The sequence below is a fragment of the Mesorhizobium sp. M2E.F.Ca.ET.209.01.1.1 genome (assembly GCF_004010375.2).
Classification (GTDB): domain Bacteria; phylum Pseudomonadota; class Alphaproteobacteria; order Rhizobiales; family Rhizobiaceae; genus Mesorhizobium.
In genome coordinates, this window is record NZ_SADP02000007.1 from 97,972 (window position 1) to 116,419 (window position 18,448).

At 65.5% G+C, this 18,448-nt stretch carries 16 protein-coding genes; 8 read left to right on the plus strand and 8 right to left on the minus strand.

Annotation, left to right across the window (positions count from 1 at the left end; translation table 11 throughout):
• Position 1: 1 nt before the first annotated feature.
• The 5 genes from EN852_RS15235 to EN852_RS15255 all read left to right on the plus strand — a co-directional run bounded on the left by EN852_RS15235 (position 2) and on the right by EN852_RS15255 (position 5,230).
• Positions 2 to 394, plus strand: coding sequence for a response regulator (locus EN852_RS15235; RefSeq protein ID WP_127876021.1), 393 nt, complete (start codon positions 2 to 4; stop codon positions 392 to 394).
• A gap of 225 nt (positions 395 to 619) precedes the next feature.
• Entirely contained in the window at positions 620 to 1,012 is a 393-nt protein-coding gene (locus EN852_RS15240; protein WP_127876020.1) for a response regulator, read from the plus strand.
• Positions 1,012 to 2,763 (plus strand): YaiO family outer membrane beta-barrel protein, encoded by a 1,752-nt coding sequence (locus tag EN852_RS15245; RefSeq protein ID WP_127876019.1) that lies wholly within the window; start codon positions 1,012 to 1,014, stop codon positions 2,761 to 2,763. The genes EN852_RS15240 and EN852_RS15245 overlap by 1 nt, the downstream gene beginning before the upstream one ends.
• Before the next feature lie 2 nt (positions 2,764 to 2,765).
• The gene (locus EN852_RS15250; RefSeq protein ID WP_127876018.1) at positions 2,766 to 3,803 is read left to right on the plus strand and encodes a HEAT repeat domain-containing protein; all 1,038 of its coding nucleotides are present in this window, start codon (positions 2,766 to 2,768) and stop codon (positions 3,801 to 3,803) included.
• A complete protein-coding gene (locus EN852_RS15255; RefSeq protein WP_189545973.1) occupies positions 3,800 to 5,230 on the plus strand; it encodes a glycosyltransferase in 1,431 nt (476 codons plus the stop codon). The genes EN852_RS15250 and EN852_RS15255 overlap by 4 nt, the downstream gene beginning before the upstream one ends.
• Before the next feature lie 30 nt (positions 5,231 to 5,260).
• On the opposite strand, the gene EN852_RS15260 is transcribed toward EN852_RS15255, so the two are convergent.
• Together EN852_RS15260 and EN852_RS42340 are read right to left on the minus strand one after the other, a co-directional pair.
• Positions 5,261 to 5,617, minus strand: coding sequence for an Hpt domain-containing protein (locus tag EN852_RS15260; protein WP_246693087.1), 357 nt, complete (start codon positions 5,615 to 5,617; stop codon positions 5,261 to 5,263).
• On the minus strand, positions 5,614 to 5,811 hold the full coding sequence (locus tag EN852_RS42340) for a hypothetical protein (protein WP_246694297.1): 198 nt from the start codon (positions 5,809 to 5,811) through the stop codon (positions 5,614 to 5,616). The genes EN852_RS15260 and EN852_RS42340 overlap by 4 nt, the downstream gene beginning before the upstream one ends.
• A gap of 196 nt (positions 5,812 to 6,007) precedes the next feature.
• Here EN852_RS42340 and EN852_RS15265 point away from each other — a divergent pair, with 196 nt between their 5' ends.
• A complete protein-coding gene (locus EN852_RS15265) occupies positions 6,008 to 8,557 on the plus strand; it encodes a caspase family protein (protein WP_127876017.1) in 2,550 nt (849 codons plus the stop codon).
• A 16-nt stretch (positions 8,558 to 8,573) separates the two neighbouring features.
• Entirely contained in the window at positions 8,574 to 8,858 is a 285-nt protein-coding gene (locus EN852_RS15270; RefSeq protein WP_127876016.1) for a hypothetical protein, read from the plus strand.
• Positions 8,859 to 8,948: 90 nt separating this feature from the next.
• On the opposite strand, the gene EN852_RS15275 is transcribed toward EN852_RS15270, so the two are convergent.
• Complete coding sequence (locus tag EN852_RS15275; RefSeq protein WP_245430046.1) at positions 8,949 to 9,509, minus strand: hypothetical protein; 561 nt, start codon at positions 9,507 to 9,509, stop codon at positions 8,949 to 8,951.
• A gap of 188 nt (positions 9,510 to 9,697) precedes the next feature.
• Here EN852_RS15275 and EN852_RS15280 point away from each other — a divergent pair, with 188 nt between their 5' ends.
• On the plus strand, positions 9,698 to 10,234 hold the full coding sequence (locus EN852_RS15280; protein WP_189545975.1) for an OmpA family protein: 537 nt from the start codon (positions 9,698 to 9,700) through the stop codon (positions 10,232 to 10,234).
• 146 nt (positions 10,235 to 10,380) lie between these two features.
• Here the strand turns inward: EN852_RS15280 and EN852_RS15285 are convergent, their stop codons facing one another.
• The 5 genes from EN852_RS15285 to EN852_RS15305 form a co-directional block, all read right to left on the minus strand.
• Positions 10,381 to 12,000 (minus strand): caspase family protein, encoded by a 1,620-nt coding sequence (locus EN852_RS15285; protein WP_127876015.1) that lies wholly within the window; start codon positions 11,998 to 12,000, stop codon positions 10,381 to 10,383.
• Between the two features lie 227 nt (positions 12,001 to 12,227).
• Positions 12,228 to 14,669: a M23 family metallopeptidase gene (locus EN852_RS15290; RefSeq protein WP_127876014.1), complete on the minus strand. Its 2,442-nt coding sequence runs from the start codon at positions 14,667 to 14,669 to the stop codon at positions 12,228 to 12,230.
• On the minus strand, positions 14,666 to 15,160 hold the full coding sequence (locus EN852_RS15295; protein WP_189545977.1) for a DUF1036 domain-containing protein: 495 nt from the start codon (positions 15,158 to 15,160) through the stop codon (positions 14,666 to 14,668). The genes EN852_RS15290 and EN852_RS15295 overlap by 4 nt, the downstream gene beginning before the upstream one ends.
• Before the next feature lie 11 nt (positions 15,161 to 15,171).
• The gene (locus tag EN852_RS15300) at positions 15,172 to 17,658 is read right to left on the minus strand and encodes a serine/threonine-protein kinase (RefSeq protein ID WP_127876013.1); all 2,487 of its coding nucleotides are present in this window, start codon (positions 17,656 to 17,658) and stop codon (positions 15,172 to 15,174) included.
• A complete protein-coding gene (locus EN852_RS15305) occupies positions 17,655 to 18,434 on the minus strand; it encodes a PP2C family serine/threonine-protein phosphatase (protein WP_127876012.1) in 780 nt (259 codons plus the stop codon). Before EN852_RS15305 ends, EN852_RS15300 begins: the two co-directional genes overlap by 4 nt.
• Between the last annotated feature and the right edge of the window lie 14 nt (positions 18,435 to 18,448).

Genomic DNA, 18,448 nt, shown 5'->3' on the forward strand with positions numbered 1-18,448 from the left:
TATGCCGGCAAGAATCCTTTATGTGGACGATGAGGACGACATCCGCGAAATCGCGCAGATGTCGCTCGAGCTTGAGCCGGAGTTCGAGGTGCGGTCCTGCGCTTCGGGCGCCGCGGCGCTTGTCGATGCGGCAGCATGGCGACCCGACCTCATTCTGCTCGACGTGATGATGCCGGACATGGACGGGCCGGAGACGCTTAAGCGCCTGGCCGCATCGCCGCCGACGGGGTCGATACCCGTGGTGTTCATCACCGCGCGTACCCAGACGCATGAGGTCGAACGCTATCTCGCCATGGGCGCGGTGGGCGTCATCGCCAAGCCCTTCGACCCAATGGCGCTTGCCGGTGACGTGAAGAAGCTGCTTGCCTCGCACACCGGCGGTCCGATGGCCTAGCCGGGAGAGCGCCGCCAGAGGCAAAAAGCCTGTCGGCAAGCCCCTGCCTGGTATTTACGCCTCCTATACCATGCGCCGATATTCATCTACTGATTGCATCGAACTGCGACTGGCGCGAATCGGCTTAATCTGTGAGTTGCGCGGTCTCGTACGCATGGAACGCATTTGGCGGATGCAGGTCCATGGGTGATCACTCCGGGGGGCGACGGAACCGGAGCAGAACTGGTGGATGGAGCGAAGGCAAGAGTTCTGATCTGCGATGATGACCCGTTGTTGCTCGAGCTGATGGAATTCAGGTTGAGGGCGAAGGGATACGAGGTCATCAAGGCAGTCGACGGGGCGGAGGCGCTGGAGAAGGCGCAGCAGGAGGCCCCCGACGTCGTCGTGCTCGACGCAATGATGCCGAAGGTCGACGGCCTTGAAGTGCTGGCGCGCATCAAGGGCGACCCGACCCTGTCCGACACGCCGGTCGTCATGCTGACGGCCCGCAAGGGCCAAAAGGACATTGTCTCGGCCCTGGACAAGGGCGCCGACGACTATCTGGTGAAGCCATTCATTCCCGAGGAACTGCTGGCCAGGCTCGCGCGGCTGATCGCTCGCAAGGGCGGGAAGCGCTGATGCGGCGTGGCCGGCGCCTCAGCTTCGCCGCATGCCTGATCCTGGCCGTCGCCGCCGCTCCGCGCGAGGCGCTGGCGAAGACGGTCGACGAGCTTTACGCCTCGGCCGTCAAGGCGAGGCAGGCGCAGCATTTCGACGAGGCCGCCGACCTCTTGAAGCGCGCGTTGGCGCTCAAGCCCGACAATGCCGATGCGCTGATCCAGCTTGGCTTCGCCGAGCTCGGCCGCAACGATCTGACGGCGGCGCGCGACGCTTTTTCCAAGGCGCTTTCCCTTGCTCCGAACTATCGGGATGCCTCCTTCGGCATGGCCGAGGTCGAATATCGCTCCGGTAACTTGGATGCCGCGCTGCCGTTGGCCGAAACCGTCGCCAAGGCCGATCCGGGTAATGCCGATGCCGCAGCGCTTGTCGAGAACATCCGCAAGGCGGAACAGGCAACGTCCAGCAAGCCGGAACCGGCTGCCGCGGCTCTGGTGGCGGGGAAGAAACCGCATCGCCGGCCGGATCCCCTTCCTGGCCTGATGGAGGAGGGCAGGCGGCTCCGCCAAGCAGGCAAGCTGCCCGAGGCGGAGAAGGTCTATCGCCGTGCCCTCAAGGTGGCCCCGAAAAACACAGACATCCTGGTCGCGCTTGGCCTTGTCGTGGGCTCCAGCCAGCGCTTCGACGAAGCCGGGCACTTATTCGACCGGGCGCTGGCCATCAAGCCCGGCCTTCTCGACGCGCGACTGGGCAAGGCGCGCCTGGCGATCTGGCAAGGCGACACGCCGCGGGCCCGCTCGGGCATCGATGGCGTGCTGGCGACCGCGCCTGACAATGTCGAGGCGCTCGATCTCGACGGCAGGATCGCCCTGCTGGAGGGCGACTACACGCGGGCCGCGCAGTCATTCCAGGGCGCGCTGGCGCTCGAGCCGCAGAATGCCGAGGCACTGGTGGGGATCGGCGATGTGCGCCGGGCCGAAGGCGACGACGATGCCGCGCGGAAGGCCTATAGCCACGCGCTCGCCATCGAGCCTGGCTCCGCCGATATCAAGCAGAGGCTGGCCGTGCAGCCGCCGCGCAAATGGCGGCTCGATCTCGGCAGCGAGGTCAGCGATCTCACCAATGGGCTGGGCGACTGGACTGACAGTTCGGCCGGGCTTGCCTACCGGCTGTCGCCGCGCACGACGATTTCCGGCCACACCCGCGTGGCGACCCGCTTCGGCCGCACCGATATCCAGATCGAAGGCCGCATCGACCAGGCCTTCACGCCGGCCTTCTCCGCCTATGCGCTCGCGGCAGTGACGCCGGATGCCGACTTCCTGGCGCGCTATTCGATCGGCGCCGGCGCGTCCTGGCAGGTGGTGACGCCGGCAAAGGCGTTCGGCCCGCTCTCGCTCAACATCGATACCCGCTACGACAATTTCGCCGATACGAGCGTGACCAGCATCCAGCCTTGGGTGCAGGCCTATATCCTCGACGGCCGCCTGGGTCTCTCCGCCCGCTGGGTGCATGCCGAGGACGATACCGGGACGGTTGCGGACGGCTATGTGCTTCGCGCCGACGTTGCCGTGACGAAGCGTTTCAACGTCTTCGCCGGTTATGCCGACGCTCCCGAGATCGACGACGGCGCGCTGGTGCCGACGCGCACCGTCTTCGGCGGCGTTTCCTTCGACGTCAGCGATCCTGTGACGCTGCGCGCCAGCATCGCGCATGAAGAACGCCCGACCTTCGACCGCAACATTTTCGGCCTCGGCCTGACGGCGCGGTTTTGACCATGTGGTACATCTGGGATCTGTCGATATTGCTCAGCGCCTTGTCGCTGGTGATCATGCTGTTCCTGATCGCGCGCCGCCTGCAGCAGGAGCGCCGGGCCAGGGCGGCGGCCGACCAGCGGCGCCAATTGCTGACCGCGCTGATCGCCTTCACCGAAAACCGCGATCGCGAGGCGTTGAAGGCGACGGTGCTTGGCGTGCCGGCCGGCGTGGTCATCGATGCCGGCTTCGAGTTCATTTCGCTGCTGCGCGGTGAGGAGAGGGACGACGTGCTTGTCGCCTTCATCGAATGCGGACTGCCGGATCTCGTCGGCAGGCAGTTGCGGAAAGGCAACGTCGCCGAGCGCATCCACGCGGCGGAGATGCTGGCGGCGCTGGGTTCGGAGGACGCGTCGGCAAGCCTCCTTACAGCGCTCACCCAGGACCGTTCGCGCGAAGTGAAGATCGCGGCGGCCATCGCGCTCTGCGATCTGGGCAGCCTGCCCCTGCTCGGCACCGCGCTGGATTTTATCGGCGTGGCGGGGCAGCGCTCGCGGCGCTTGATCGAGCTGTTCAGGCGCTTTCCACGCTCCCGCTTCAACGAGCTTGCGGTCCACGCATCCCGGGTGGACGCCTCGCCCTTCATCAGGGCGGCCGCGATCGACGCGCTTGCCCACGCTGGCGGCTTCGGCTTCGCCGATTTCTTCGCCAACCTGGCCGGCGATGCAGCGCCCGAGGTTGTCGCCGCCGCGGTGCGGGCGCTGGGCCTGACGGGGCACGCCGAGGCGCCGGCGATCCTGAAGCGCGCCATGGCCAACGACGACTGGGACGTGCGCGCCGCCGCCGCCGAATCCGCGGGCCGCCTCGGCCTGCCCGAGCTCGCCGTGCCGCTTTCCAGGCTGATGGACGACGAGTTCTGGACCGTGCGCTACGCCGCCGCCAACGCCTTGCGCTCCTTCGGCCAGCCGGGAGAGCGGCTGTTGCGCGAGATCGCTTCGGCGGAAGTCTCGCGCAGCCAGCGCACCGCCTCGCTCATCCTTGCCGAGGGGCCGGCCCTATGATCGCCGACTGGAGCCATGAGGTTGTTTTGGCAGCCACCATCCTGTCCTGGTTCATCATCGGGGCAGGGCTGGCGCAGACGACGATCTACCTCCTGCAGCTCGTCGTCGCCGGCTACGCGCTGTCCAACCGCCCGCCCGTAGCGCGCTCGGCGCTGTTGTGGCAGCGCTATGGCGACGTCGCGCCGCCGATCGCGCTGCTGGTGCCTGCCTATAACGAGGCGTTGAACGTGGTCGAGAGCGTGCACTCGATGCTGGCGCTCGAATATCCGAATTTCGAGGTGGTCGTGATCAACGACGGCTCGAAGGACGACACGCTGCAGCGCCTGATCGACGCCTTCAGGCTGGTGAAGTTCCAGCGGCCTTACGAGGAGGCGCTTGCCCACCAGCCGATCCGCGGCCTCTATTCCTCGCCGATGACCGAACGGCTGTTCGTAGTCGATAAGGAAAATGGCGGCAAGGCCGATGCCCAGAACGCCGGCATCAATGTCTGCCGCGCGCCGCTCTTTTGCGTCATCGACGGCGACTCCATCCTCGAGCCTGATGCCCTGATGCGCGCTGCCCAGCCTTTCATCGACGACCCGGAGCGCACCATCGCCGTGGGCGGCACGATCCGCATCGCCAACGGTTCTAAGATCGAGGCGGGCAGGGTGCGCGAGATCCATTTGCCGCGACGCTTGCTGCCTTTGTTCCAGGTGGTCGAATATCTCAGGGCGTTCTTGATGGCGCGACTGGCCTGGAGCAGCATCAACACGCTGATGCTGGTGTCCGGCGCCTTCGGCATGTTCCGCCGCGCCGAAGTGGTGGCGGTGGGCGGCTTCACCAAGGGTTCGATGGGCGAGGATCTCGACCTTGTCATCAAGCTGCACCGCCATATGCGTGACAAAAAGCGCAAATACCGCATCCAGTTCATTCCCGAGCCGGTGTGCTGGACCGAGGCGCCGGAAACGCTGAGCGTGCTCGCCCGCCAGCGCTCGCGCTGGCAGCGCGGCGCGCTCGAATGCTTCTTCCGCTACCGCTCGATGCTCTTCAACCCGCGCTATGGCCGCGTCGGCTTCCTGGGCTTCGGCCACATCCTGATCGTCGATGTGCTGGGACCGGTGGCGGAGGTGCTGGGCTATATCCTGATCCCGGCCTTCTGGCTGCTCGGTATCCTGTCGGCCGAATACCTGCTCGCCTTCACCGCGCTCATCTTCACCTATGGCGTCTGTGTCAGCGTCTGCTCGCTGATCCTCGAGGAAGCCGAGCTGCAGCGGTTTCCGCGCGCCAGGGATCTCGCGGTGCTGACGGTGGCCGCCGTGATCGAAAATTTCGGCTACCGCCAGCTAAACAATTTCTGGCGGGTGAAAGGCTGGTGGCAATTCTTGCGCGGCAACCAGGGTTGGGGCGAAATGACCCGGACCGGACTTGGCGGCGCTGGGAAGAAGTGAGCCCGACCGCTGGCGTCAGGCCAGTCCATGTCACGCCAGCGTCCGTTCGATCTCCCCGATCAAGGCATCGAGCCCCGCGCGGACAGTCGCGCCATCCGCCTGCTCGATCAGCAGCGTCTCCAGCGCCGACGCCCGCGCGCTGATCTCCGCAAATCCGAACGTTCCCGCCGCTCCCGCCAGCGAATGCGCGATCTTGATCAGGGGATCACTGCCGTGCAGGGGGTTGCTTTGACGAGCGATGGCCTTCAACTCTTCCAACTGACCGCCACACCGGATGAGGAAGCGTTGCCGCAACGGGGCGAAGGGATCGTTTGCGATTGGCGCGCTCTCCAGGATGGTATGAGCGTATTTAACCAGAAAGCAGCGCGGGTTGAAACGGCTGCTCAACCGCGGCTGGTTCGGCTCCTCTGCAGCCAGCCGTTCAGCCCGTTCGGCCACGCAATGACGAAGATCGGCAGCAGCCGCCCAAGGCCGATATTGCGGTAATCGGACAATTCTCGCATGCCTTCGTCGGCCAGCATCAGCACGGCGGCGCCGAGCAGCGGCCCCCATATCGAGCTGAGCCCGCCGATGACGATCATCGCGATCGAATCCGTTCCGTCGTTGCGGTGCCGAAGCCACTGCGGTAATCTTAGGCGGATTGGACGATACGCATGCATCCTGTCGTTAGTGCAAGGGTTCCATCCGGCCTTATCGGATTGTGAACTCTTTAACAGACCTACGCGTCGCAAGCTGAATTCTTGTGGCCGACAGGTCATAGCGGTTAGGGATTTTGCCATGCTGCGACGCTGCGCTCTGATTGCAGCCTTGATCCTCGTGGGCCTCACGACGGTGCAGGCGCAGGCCGATCGAAGAGTTGCGCTTGTCATCGGCAATTCCGAATACCGCGAAATTCCGGCGCTCAAGAATCCCGACAAGGATGCCGAGGACGTGTCGAACACGTTCCGGGTGGCCGGGTTCGATGTGTTCGTCGCCAAGGACCTCACCAAGCTCCAGTTCGAGAAGGAATTCCGCAATTATCTGGCGGCGGCGGACGGCGCCGATCTGGCGGTCGTCTATTATTCGGGTCACGGCTTTCAGATCGGGGGCGAGAATTTTCTGATCCCGGTCGATGCGTCGCTTAAAGGTGCGGCCGACATCGAGGTCCAGGCGGTCAAGCTCGACGACGTCCTGCAGCAATTGCGCGCCAAATCGAAGATCCAGGTGATCATCCTCGACGCCTGCCGCAACAACCCGTTCCCGCGCAAGGACTATTGGCTGCGCGACCAGTTGATCGCGGCCGGCGGCACCGGCCTCGCCCAGGTGAAAAGCTCCTTGAACACGCTGATCGCCTTCGCCACCGAGCCGGGCGCCGTCGCCTATGACGGCTCCGGCGATCTCAGCCCGTTCTCATCCGCCTTCTCCCGCCGCGCGCTGGCGCCGAACCAGGAGATACGCTCGGTGATGGCGGCCGTGCGCCGCGATGTGGTCGCGGCCACCAAGGGGGCGCAGGTTCCGTGGGAGAATTCCTCGCTGATTGACGAAGTGGTGCTGATGCGCCGCGCCAGCCGGCCGGCTTTGCCGCCGGTGCTGGAAAAAACCGTGCCGTCGGGCGTCGGACCGGTCGCGCTCGACCTGCCGGTGCCGGTCGATGTCGACGGCGGCGCCGTCACCATCAGCATCGAAAGGCCGCCGGCGATGGGGCGCCTGATCCTGGACGGCAAGCCGGTCGCGACGGGCGAGCCGATAGAGGGCAAGGACCTGCCGCGGCTCCAGATGGACGTGCCGAAGGGCGCCGACGCCGAGGATCAGGTCGACATGCTGGCCTATGCCACGCATGACGAATGGGGCGGCGGATCGCAGGGCATATTGGTGTTCCGGGTCAAGAACGGCGACGCTGCCGCGGGCAAGCAGCTCGTGGCCTCGCTGGAGTCCGAGCAGAAGCAGCAGGTGGTGGAGCGCGGCATCCACATCGCCGGCGCCGCCGAGGCGATCGAGAACCGCGACGTCAAGATCCCCGTCGGTGTCGGCCCCGTGCCGCTGAAGCTGGATTTCCCGGCGAAGGATCCAGGCGTCAGCCTGAAGCTCGCGAGCTATCCGGCAACCGGGACGCTGTCTCTGCCGGATAGGACCCTGTCGCCTCAATCGAGCCTGATGGCCGATGAAGTCGACCAGCTGCGCTACGAACCGCAGATAGGTGCCGCCAAACCGTTGATCGTCGGCTTCGAGATCAGTGCCGCCAACACGTCAGCGAAGCCGGCGACCATGAAACTGTCGCCGAGCGTCGATCCCTGCGACACGCAGGCAGGCGAACCTTTGGACCTGCAGGGCGTCGTCCCCGGCCTGCTGCCGAACGAGATCGGCGCCGGCGCGGTGGAGGCCTGCCGGGCGGCCGTGAAGGCCTATCCCGATGTCGCGCGTTTCCACTACGAACTCGGCCGCGCGCTGCTTGCCGCTGGCAAGGTCGATGAGGCGAAGAAGGCGATCCAGGAGGCCGCCGACAAGGGGCATGTCCGCGCTGTGTTCGAGCTTGGCTACCTCAACGCAACCGGGACGGGTATGCCCGCCAACCGCAAGCAGGCCAACACTTTCTATGCGGCAGCGTCCGACAAAGGCGATCCTTATGGCATGACCTCATGGGGCCGTGCTTTGTTCAACGGCTACGGTGTAGACCGCGATACCGGCAAGGGGCTTGACCTGCTGCTCAAGGCGGCGGCGATGGGCCATACCTACGCGATGAACGATCTTGCGGCGATCTTCACCGAGGGCCGCAACGGCGTGCCGGCAGATCCGGCGCGCGCGGTGGCCTTCCTCAAAGCTGGCGTCGAGCGGCAGGATATGTATTCGATGAACCTGCTCGGCCGCAACTATCTCGCCGGCACGGGGGTCGAGAAGGACCCCAAGGCCGCCCTCTCGCTGTTCCAGAAGTCGATGGATCTCGGCCAGCCCTATGCGCCCGGCAGCCTTGCCCGCATGTACAGGGATGGAGTCGGCGTCGACAAGAACCTTGCCGAGGCGCAGAGGCTGTTCGAGCTGGCGACGGACCGCGGCGATCAGTCGGCTGCGTATGATCGCGCGGCGCTGGAGATGCAAAGAGGCGACAAGGCCGATCAGGCCGTGGCCGCGCGCTACCTTGCTTTCGCGGCCGCGCTCGATCTTCGCAACGAAATCCCGGACGCAAAGGCAACGCTGGCGAAATTTGGCGCGAAGGCGAAGACAGCGGCTCTGAAACAGATGCGTGGGGAACTCAAATCGAAGATTTCGGCAGCCGGCTCGTTGGACGATCAACTGGTCAAGACGGCCAGGGCGGTCTGGGAACAAGCCAATCCGCGCCGGGACTTGTTCTGATCAACAGGAGGCAAAAGTGGTGGGCTGGGCATCGAAACAGGTGATCGTTGGGACAACTTTCTCTACGGTTTTGGCGGCGCTCATGGGCTGTACGTCCATGTTGCCGCCCGGACCAGAGCCGACGCCGGTGGCGGCGAGACCTCAGGCGAAGGTCGTCCGCACCACGACGCCAAAAGTTGTCAAGCAACAGAAGGTCACTGCAAAGAAACTGATCAAACCAGTCAACGAAACCCCACCGGTCGTTGCTCCTTTGGGCGGTGGCGGCGGCGGTGGCGGTGGCGGTGGCGGTGGCTGGGGATAAGACCTCACTCTTCAGCACGCATCCAACTCAGTGCCCACCTAAGCTGATCCGGAAAAGCGGGAACCGGCTTTCGGAAAATATCATGCGCCTCTAATACGCGTCGACCGATTGCCGCTGCGCCTCCATCTCCACCATCTGTATGCCCATTTCGACGAAGGCCGAAAGCACGGCGAAGCGGTCGGCGGTCGAGACGCGCGCCAACCCCGCCAGGATCCCGGCGTTGACCGCGTGGGCGGCGGGAAATCCGGTCGACAGCATATCGAAGGCCGGGTCACGCCACGCCGCCGACAAGGCGATCCAGGCAGCCGGCGTTGCCGGCGACGGATCGGCAGCGCTGCCCAGCGCCGCCCGATGGCGAGGATTGCCGGGCTCACCCACCCAGTCGCTGACGAGCGCCAGCAATTCGAGATCCCTTTCGGCAAGGAGCTCGGCGAGATGGCTCAGGCATTCATGCCCCCACCAGACCGCGGCGCGCTCGGGCAGCAGATAGGCGCAGAAGGTGACGGCTTCCTCCGGCACGCGCCCGGCAAGCAGCGTGCGGCAGAATTCCAGCGGGGGTTGGGCGGCGGCCGGCGACTTCATGTCCCGGGCGATCGCGGGGCAGGCAAGAAACAGATCCCTTGCCGTTCTGTATCCGAGTTCATTGGCCATGGCTGCCACACCCCGAGCATCGGCACAAACAGCACTGAAACCCCCGGCCAAGCGCCGGTCAAGCCTCAACCTTATCAGGCGCCGGCCATCGGCAACGTGCGCTTGTTCACAGACAATCGTTTCAGGATTTGATATAGTCCGCGCCAGCGAAAACCCGCTCGAAACAGGTCAAAACAGGAGTGACGGTCATGCGGTGGGGCAGCTCAGCCTTGGCATTGGCGACCGTGCTTTTTTCAACGCACGTTTACGCCGACCCGCTTCAGAAATCGGAAGACATCGTAAAATTCTTCGCCGGCCAGGGTAATCTTGGCGCGTCACGCGGCATCTGTGTCGGCACCGAGGAAGAGTGCAAGAGCAAGGCCGAGAAGAACGAGGCGCCGCCCCAGAAGGCTGGCCTCGACATGATGATCAACTTCGCCCTGGATTCGGCCCAGCTCGACCAGACCGCCCGCGCCGAGCTGGACGAGTTCGCCAAGGCGCTTAAGGACAACCGGCTGAGCACGTTCAGCTTCGTCGTCGAAGGCCACACCGACGCGACCGGCACGGACAGCTACAATCAGGGCCTGTCGCAGCGCAGAGCGCAATCGGTGGCAGCGTTCCTCGAAGCCAACGGCGTTCAGTCGACGCGGCTCGAAGCGATCGGCCTCGGCAAGTCGCATCCGCGCGTCGCCAATCCATACGATCCGGTCAACCGCCGCGTGGAAATGCGCATCAGGACGGAATAGACGGGTCGCGGGCAGGCCGGCCCGTTGACAGCGACACAGGTCAAGGGGGGCTCGGTCAAAACGCCGGCTCCCCTTTTTGTTTCTGTTTGTTTCGACGCAATTCCAAGCGGAAAACCGCTTCACACTTTCCTGGAATTGCTCAACGATCAATTCTTGATCGCATTGCCGATCACGACGCCGCTGCCGAAGATCAATGCCTTGGTCAGGAAGTCGTTGTTTTCTCTCGGCGGCGGCGCGTCCTCGCGAACCACTGTGTCGCTGTTGCGCCGGCGCTGAACGACCTGCGTCTGTTTCCGGCGCGGCTTTTGCTGCGTCGTCGGGTTCAGCGTGCGGGTCTTCTGCGCGACCTGTTTCTTCGTCGGCGCGGCGCGCGCCTGGTCGGCGGCGTTCCTGGCGCGCACGGCATCCATCATCGGGTCGGTCTGGATCACCAGCAACGCCAGCTGTTCGCGCGTCAGATAGGTGGTTGAGGGCAGGCCGTTCTTGTCTTGCCAGGCGCCGATCGCCTGGCGCGTCCTCGGACCGATATTGCCGTCGACCTGGCCGAGCTCGTTGCCCAGCGCTTCGATGCGCAATTGCAGGTCGATCCGGCCGTTGCGGTCGAGCCCGATGGCGCTTTCCGTCAGTTCGCTGCCTTGCGTCTTTCTCATCTCGTCGGTGATGCCGACGGAGGTGCGAACGGCAGAGCCTGGATTGGCACTGGCATCGTCCGCGCCGAGCGCCGCGACCTGCTTGCTCGCCGCCGGGTCTTTTAACTGGTCGATGTTGAGCTTCGCCACCGTGGCGAAACGGCCGTTCGGGAACTGGTCGAGATAGGCCTCGTAATAGGGGATGGCGTTCTTCTTCGAAGCCTCGTCCCAAAGCCGCTGCTCGACCTCCCAGGACGGCGGCTCGCTGGCCACGGGGGCAGGCGCTGCGGACGCCTTGGCCGCGTCTGCCACCGGCGTCGCGGCGGGCGGGGGTGTTTCTGCCGCGGGCTTGCCGAGGAACACCTCGCGTCCGAGCGAGGCATTGTGCCATGGCCGCTGCCTCCCTTGCGTGGCTTCCGTCACCTCGCCGCGCACCCGCGTCAAGGCGCTCTGGATCTCGACGCCCGGTTCAGTCAGATGCTTGGCCAAGGCCAGCGAATAGGGGCTGTCGACGCCGTTGCCGTCGAAGGCGATGGCGCCGGGGTCGGTCGCATAGGCGATCAGCACGCCGCCCGTGCCCATACCGTCGGCCTTTGCGTCGACCGGCGCCAGGCCGGCGCCGAGCGAGCGGCTCTTCGGCAATGCCGCGGCCAGCGTGCGCGCGAGCGGATTGTCGCGGCAGGCATCGAGGATGATGATGCCGACGGCGGGATCGGCCGGCAGCGCGGCCATGAACTCGTCGATCTGGACGGTGCGGGTCTTTAGATAGGCCGGCGCCGTCAGCTCGGCATCGACCGGAATGAGGTAGTTCTTGCCGTCGACCTGCATGCCGTGCCCGGCATAGTAGATGACGGCAAGGTCGGCATTGTAGGACTCTTCGGTGAACTTGCTGATCAGGCTGTGCATGCCGGCATTGTCCTGGTCGACGCCTTCGATCACCTCGAAGCCAGCGTTGCGCAGCGTGGACGCGATGAGGCGGGCGTCGTTCGCTGGGTTGGGCAAAGCGACCGCATTGACATATTTGCTGTTGCCGATGACCAGCGCGACACGCTTGCTGTCGGGCGTGGCGGCCTGTACCCCGAACGCGGCGTGGAACAGCAGGATCAACCCGCCCAAAAGGATGGCGAACGCTTTCATGGATCAGCCCTCCGCCCCGTAGGGCGCGTTATCGATGTCTGCGCATGCTGAATGTCGCAAGCGACGACGTCGCTTCTGCCAAAATCGTCTCTTGGGCGTCTGTGATCTCGACCACAGATTTGGTTCACGAGGGGTTCGAAATTTCCTCCGTGAGCACCCGCTAATGTACCATTGGCCGGCCTGAAAACCAATCGGCCAATCCAAAAGCGCGAGGTTTGGTGAATCGGCTAGCCGGGCTCCAGCGTATCCTGGAGGGAGCCTATCAGCGTGGTGATCGCCTGCTTGTATTTCTCGAATTCCGGCGACGTCTGCCGCACTTCGGTCGTGGTCGTCGTCGGCAGGCCCTGGTCGGTCGCCACGCGCGGCACTTTCTGTCCCATTTTCCGCTCGGCCCAGTCGACAACGTAGCTCGCGGTCTTGCCGGTGAGGAATGGGTTGGCCTGGATGACCGCCGATCCGAGCACGGCGCTCAGTTGCGTCGAGCCCGGCGCCGCCAGAATCTGGGCCGCACCTTCCATGCCGAGGAAATGGCAAAGATAGAGCCGGCCGGCGGTGATCTGGTGGCCGCGCGCGCGCAGATAGGCCTCGCCCTCGCGCGCCAGGTTGCGCACCATTTCGCGCGATAGCGTCGCGTCGTAGCGAAGCGCCAGCAGGTCGGCGGTCGACAGCGAGCGGGCAAGGTCGGGCCGATAGGTGTTCATCATACGGATCCAGGTCTTGGAGATGAACTGGCCGGCGCCGGTCGCCGAAGAAAGCGGGTTCTTGGCGCGGGCGCTGCCGCCGCTTTCGACATGCACAATCCGGTCGGTGAGCGTCTCGACGGCGGTATCGCCGGAACCGCCGGAGCTGACGGCAACGGCCGTGGCCACCGTGGTGACCGTCCCCAGCGGATCGATCGCCTCGCCGTTCAGGTAGAGCTCGAAATGCAGATGCGGGCCGGTCGAAAGCCCCGTTGTGCCGATATAGCCGATGACGTCGCCGGCCTTCACCTTGGTGCCGACGCCGCTGGCGATGGCGAATTTCTGCATATGCGCGTAACGCGTCTCGCGGCCGTTGGCATGCGTGATCTTCACCAGATTGCCGTAGCTGCCGCCATCGCCCTGGAAGGAGATCTCGCCGTCGAAGGCGGCCATCACCGGCGTGCCGGCCGGAGCCGCCCAGTCGACCCCCTTGTGGATGCGGACTGTGCCCAGGATCGGATGCTTGCGCGGACCGAAGGTCGAGGTCATCACCCCGGCGACCGGCGTGACCATGCCGTTGGTGACGGTCAGCGAGCGCACCTGGTCGTCGCCGGTCACGCAGGCATATTGGCCGTCGCTCTGCTGGAAGACGAAGCAGTCAAGGCTTTTGTCCGCGCCCTGGACGCCGACATAGAGCACCCGTCCGGAGATCTCGCCTTGGCCGCGCGGCGTCTGCGAGTAGATCAGCACCAGGCGCTGGTCCTCGCTGGCGAAGGCGTCGAGGTCCTGTCCCCGCGACAGATACATGATCGCCTCGCCGATGACGCTGGTCGGCACCTTGTTGCGCGCCGCTGTCGAATAGATCGCGTCGAGCAGGCGGTACTGGCGCTTCGGCCCGCCCTGGTCGGACGCGCCGGAATAGTTGAACAGGTCCTCGCGGACCCATGGATCGACGCCCGACACGAAGGCGCCGGCCGCATTGCGCGTCAGCGTGCCGACATAGACGTTCTTGGCGTAGATGGAGACCTGCATCAGCGACATGGTCGTCGTCTCGCGGTTCAGCCGGAAGCCACGCATGGCGACGACAAAGCCAGCTTCCAACCCGTCGCGGTTGAACAGCGCCTTCAGCGCCTCGCCGGCAAGCTTCGCGTCGTCGGGAGAGAAATGCGCGTCGAGCGCCACCGAGTCCAGGCTGCGGTCGTTGAGGATCTTCACGAATGTGTCCTCGGTCGCCTCGAAGCGCTGATATTCGCTGGTGACTGTCGCGACGGTCGTGTTGTTCTCGATCGCGGTTTTCTTGAACGCGGGAAGCGCCGCTTCCCCCTGGTCGATGGTCTCGCCCCAGCCGGCCTCGGGGTCGTCGGCGTCGGCCTTGGGCGCCGAGCCGGCGTCGCTGTCGTCCGGCGCCGCCTGCAGGTCGTTCTCCAGATCGCCTTGCGGATCGCCCTGTTGATCGTCCGGCGCCACGGCCGGAGCGGGCGGGGCCGGTTGCTGGTCGTCGGGCGCCGTTGCCGAAGGCTTTGGAGCGGCCTGCCGCTGCGCCTGGAAGAAGGCGAAATCCTCCTGCGTCGACGGGATGGTCGTCATGAACTTCTCGCTGGCGCTCAGCATCACATCGGAGAGGATTTCGATCTGGGGCGAAGCCCCGGAACTGTCGAGCTCGGCCGGACGTGCGACGGTCTTGCCCTTCGTCGCGGTCTCGGCGTCGGGCGCCAGCGTAATCCACATCGGGTCGCCGGCGAGGTCGATGATCGCGGGTACATAGACCGAGGCGTCGGGCGGCACGTCTTCCATGCCCTCGACCGGATGCAGCTCCTCGTCCTCGTCGCCGAACGACCAATAGTCCCTGGTCAGATAGAAGCCGGTGGCCAAAGCAACGACGGCGAGCGTGGCAAGCCCGGCAAGAGCCCGGCGCCACAGCCTGCGCCGCCGCTCGGCCAGCCGCGCCAGCTTCTTCTGTTTGAAGCTCGTGTCGATCGCGTGCGTCACGGGCTGTTTCCGGTCAGGAAATAGGTCCAGCGCACCTGCTCCTGCGTATCGACCTCGACGAAGCGCGCCGCGATATGGCCGCGCAGCCAGCACTCCTCGATGCCGCGGATGGAAAAGCGCCGCCGGTCGATGCACATCTCGGTCGACCCGTTGAGGATCGCGTGGCCGAAGACGTCCGTGGCGTAGAGATAGATGTAGCGATTGGCCAGCTCCTCGCGGATGACGTTTACGCACTGATTGGCGCCGATCGTCCACCAGCCGTCCGTCTGGTCGGCATTGTCGACCTTCTGTCCGACGGCGAGATTGACGACGTCGAGCGTCTGGTTGCAGACGGTGAATTCGGCATGCGCCTTGCCGGGCGAAAGCATCGAGAGCAGCGCCGCGCCGAGCAGTGCGGCAAGCGTCAAGCGGCCCGGAAACAGCAATCGGAGCCGGCTACGCAGCTTGCGTGGCGAGGGCTGGTGCAAAGAACGCAAGGTGCGAAGGTCCATCGGCGTTCATGCTATCCGCCAAGCCGGAAATAGGTGGCCGTGGCCGAGAACTGCGATCCGTCGGCCTCGATCTCCTCGAGGATCTTGGGCAACAGCTCCGAGGCCGGCGTCGGCTTGGAGAACATAGCGGCCTGGATGTCCTTGGGTCCGGTGATCACCAGCATGATCTGCGGCACCGCCTTGCCGGCCGCCTTGTCGGCGCCGGCAAGGCCGATCGGAATGTTGAAGATCACCCTGTCGGTTTGCGCCACCATGCGGTCGTCGAGGTTGAAGGCGACGCCCTTGTGGTCGATCAGCATGATGTTCGAGATCAGCCCGCCGCCGGTATAGAGCGCGCCGCTGACCGGCGAGCCGTCCGGGACCGATGTCCGGTCCAGCACAAGCTGCGGTTTCGCGGCCGAGCTCCGGTCGAGGAAGCGAAGGAAAGTGGGCACGCCGCACTGGGAGAGCGTGATGAGGCGCACGCTGATGTCCGGCTCGATATGAAACCTGGTCTGGAAATCGTTGAGCAATTGTTCGAAGGGCTGGACCGCCGTTGCATATCCTTCGATCGTCGGGGTGGCGCCGGGTCCCGACGTCACATTCGCGTAAAAACAGTTGCCGCCGCTGAAATCGCGCACCCAGGAGCGCTGGTCGTTCCACTTGGCCATGTCATCTTCCGCTGACGGAAGCGCCGGCTTGGGCACATTGATGACGACATCGGTGCCGGGTTGCTTGGCCGCCGGTGTCTGCGGTTGCTGCGCCGGCTGGGTTGGCGCGGTCGGCGTTGCCGGCTGGCTGGCTGCCGGGGTCTGCGCCTTCGGCGCGGATGGCGAAGGGGTCGGCTGCGCTGAAGCCTGGCTTTGCGAAGTTGGGGGCGGGGACGCCGCCGGCTTGGGCAGCTTGGAAAGCTTGTCCACGAGCTCCTTCACGCTGAGCTTGGCCGCCGGTTTGTTTGTTTCCGGCGCCGGCTGATTTTTGGCTGTCTGGGTCGGTTCCGGCGCCTTGACCTTCGGCTCGCTGGCGGGCTGCGCCGGCTTCTGGTTTTCAGCCGTTGGTGCGGGCGTCGGCGACTGTTGAGCGGGAGGTTGCACGGGTTTGGTCTCGACCTGAGGCGTCTGGCTTTTGGCCTCGCTCTCCGGCTGAGTGGCTGGCTGCTCGACGGGCGTGTGGGCCTCCGCATCAGGTTGGGCGGATGGCTTCACGCTGTCGGGTTTCGTTGATTCCGGCTGAGCCACGGCCGGCCCCTGAGCCTGCGGTTTCGGCGCCTTCGGTTGCTGCGCTTCGGCCACTGGCTTGGTGGCTTCGGCGAGCGGCTTCGGCGTCAGCGGCTTGGATGTTTCCGCTACCGGCCCGGGCGCCAGCACGCCGCTGAAATAGAGGCCCGCCGCCGCCAGGACGGTGATCGCCGCGGCGCCGCTGGCGATGGCAGGCATGCGCGAAGCCTTTTTGGGCGCGGCGGGTGCGGGCGCGCTGGCCGGAGCGGCAGCCGGCGCGGGCCGTGGCTCCGACAGATAGGCGGGGCGCACATGCTCGACGAAACGCGGCTCCCCGGAAGGCGGCGTCGGAGGCTTGGTGTCCGGCGGCGCGGTCCAGCCGGCGCGTGGCAGGCCCGAGCGTTCACGTGCGCCGAACGCCACCGGCGGCGGCAACGTCGCCTCGAGATCCTCGCCCCGCGTCGCCCTGGCGATCTCGGCCATGCTGGGAGGCCGGTCGCGCGGATCCGGCTGCAGCATGGCGGCGATTAGTCCTTGGAAGTCGGGATCGATATCCGACAGGTCCGGCACGGTCCGACGCTTTTCGATGACCTCATATTGCGATCCGCTCATGTCGAGCGGCTTGCCGCGCAGCGCCGCGGCCAGCACCAGCCCGAGGCTGTAGATATCCGATTGCTCGCTGACCTCGCCGCCATAGAGGCCGAGCTGCTCCGGCGAAACATAGTTGTATTTGCCGGCGAACCTTCCGCCGATCAGCGTCTCGCCGCCGGTCGCTGAGCGTGCGATGCCGAAATCGATGATCTTGGCGCGATCGACCCGGCCACCCGGCAGGATGATGTTGTCGGGCGAAAGGTCGCGATGCACGGCGCCCGCCTGGTGCACGGCGCTCAAGCCCGAGGCGAGGCGATGGCAAAGCCGGCGCACCTCGTCCGCCGGCATCGGCCCGCGCCGCATGACGTCGAACAGCGATTGGCCGTCGACGAACTCCATCGCGAGATAGGGGCGGCCGATCCCCGTATCGATCGTAAACACGTGGTAGCGCACCACCGCGTCATGCGAGAGATGGTTGAGGATCGATGCTTCCTTGCGGAAGAGCGACAGGATCGTCTGGTCGCGGGCGAATTCGGGCAGCACGATCTTGATCGCCACATGGTCGCCGGTCTGGATGTTGTGGCCGCGATAGACTTCGCCCATGCCGCCGGACGCAATTCTCTCGTCGAGCTCGTAGATGCCGCTGAGCTGGGTGCCGACGCCGGCATAAGTGACGTTCGCCGCGATCCGTGTCTTGTCGTCGTCGCTCATCTGGCCAGGCCCTCCACTGCGGACCGATCCGGATGGGGCGCGCCGTTGCGCCCGCCGCCGATCTTCACGAGCACGATGGTCACATTGTCGGTACCGCCGCGCGCCAGCACCGTATCCAAGAGGGTCTGGCATGCCGACCGCGGCGTGGCGGATCGGACCGCGGCCTCGATCTCGGCGTCGCTGACATGCGCGGTCAGCCCGTCGGTGCCGAGGACGAAAACGTCGCCCGGCATCAGCTCGCCCTGCTGGAAATCGATCTCGAGCTCGTCGCTGACGCCGACCGCGTGCGTGATCACATTGCGACGCGGCCAGGTGCGCGCTTCCTCGGCGCTGATCATGCCGCGGTCGAGCAGTTCCTGCACCTCGGTGTGATCCTTCGAGACCTGGAAGATCGAGCCGTTGCGCACGAGATAGATGCGGCTGTCGCCGGCCCACAGGCAGGCGAAGCGCCCATCCATGGCAAGCAGGGCCGCGAAGGTGGAGCCGATGGTGATGCCGCGCGAGCGCGATATGCCGCGGATCTCGGCATTGGCGCGGCTGAGCCGATCCTCGAAGCGCGCGCGAAGATCCGGCGCCGAGCTCGCAATGCCTATGGTTGCCAGGTGATCGACGATGCTGGCGGAGGCGACTTCGCCGGCCTCGTGCCCGCCCATCCCGTCGGCCACCACCCATAGCCCGGTCTGCGGCTCGATGAGGTAATTGTCCTCGTTATGGTCGCGCACGCAGCCCTGGTGGCTGACGCCGAAGCTGTCGATGGGGAGGGCGACAGTGCTCAATTTGCCACCAAGCG

What these genes read in the sequence shown, in the direction of transcription:
- EN852_RS15255 (WP_189545973.1), top strand. Translation starts at nt 3,800, where the DNA reads ATGATCGCCGACTGGAGCCATGAGGTTGTTTTGGCAGCCACCATCCTG.
- EN852_RS15280 (WP_189545975.1), top strand. Translation starts at nt 9,698, where the DNA reads ATGCGGTGGGGCAGCTCAGCCTTGGCATTGGCGACCGTGCTTTTTTCA.
- EN852_RS15245 (WP_127876019.1), top strand. Translation starts at nt 1,012, where the DNA reads ATGCGGCGTGGCCGGCGCCTCAGCTTCGCCGCATGCCTGATCCTGGCC.
- EN852_RS15235 (WP_127876021.1), top strand. Translation starts at nt 2, where the DNA reads ATGCCGGCAAGAATCCTTTATGTGGACGATGAGGACGACATCCGCGAA.
- EN852_RS15275 (WP_245430046.1), bottom strand. Translation starts at nt 9,509, where the DNA reads ATGGCCAATGAACTCGGATACAGAACGGCAAGGGATCTGTTTCTTGCC.
- EN852_RS15285 (WP_127876015.1), bottom strand. Translation starts at nt 12,000, where the DNA reads ATGAAAGCGTTCGCCATCCTTTTGGGCGGGTTGATCCTGCTGTTCCAC.
- EN852_RS15300 (WP_127876013.1), bottom strand. Translation starts at nt 17,658, where the DNA reads ATGAGCGACGACGACAAGACACGGATCGCGGCGAACGTCACTTATGCC.
- EN852_RS42340 (WP_246694297.1), bottom strand. Translation starts at nt 5,811, where the DNA reads ATGATCGTCATCGGCGGGCTCAGCTCGATATGGGGGCCGCTGCTCGGC.
- EN852_RS15295 (WP_189545977.1), bottom strand. Translation starts at nt 15,160, where the DNA reads ATGGACCTTCGCACCTTGCGTTCTTTGCACCAGCCCTCGCCACGCAAG.
- EN852_RS15250 (WP_127876018.1), top strand. Translation starts at nt 2,766, where the DNA reads ATGTGGTACATCTGGGATCTGTCGATATTGCTCAGCGCCTTGTCGCTG.
- EN852_RS15265 (WP_127876017.1), top strand. Translation starts at nt 6,008, where the DNA reads ATGCTGCGACGCTGCGCTCTGATTGCAGCCTTGATCCTCGTGGGCCTC.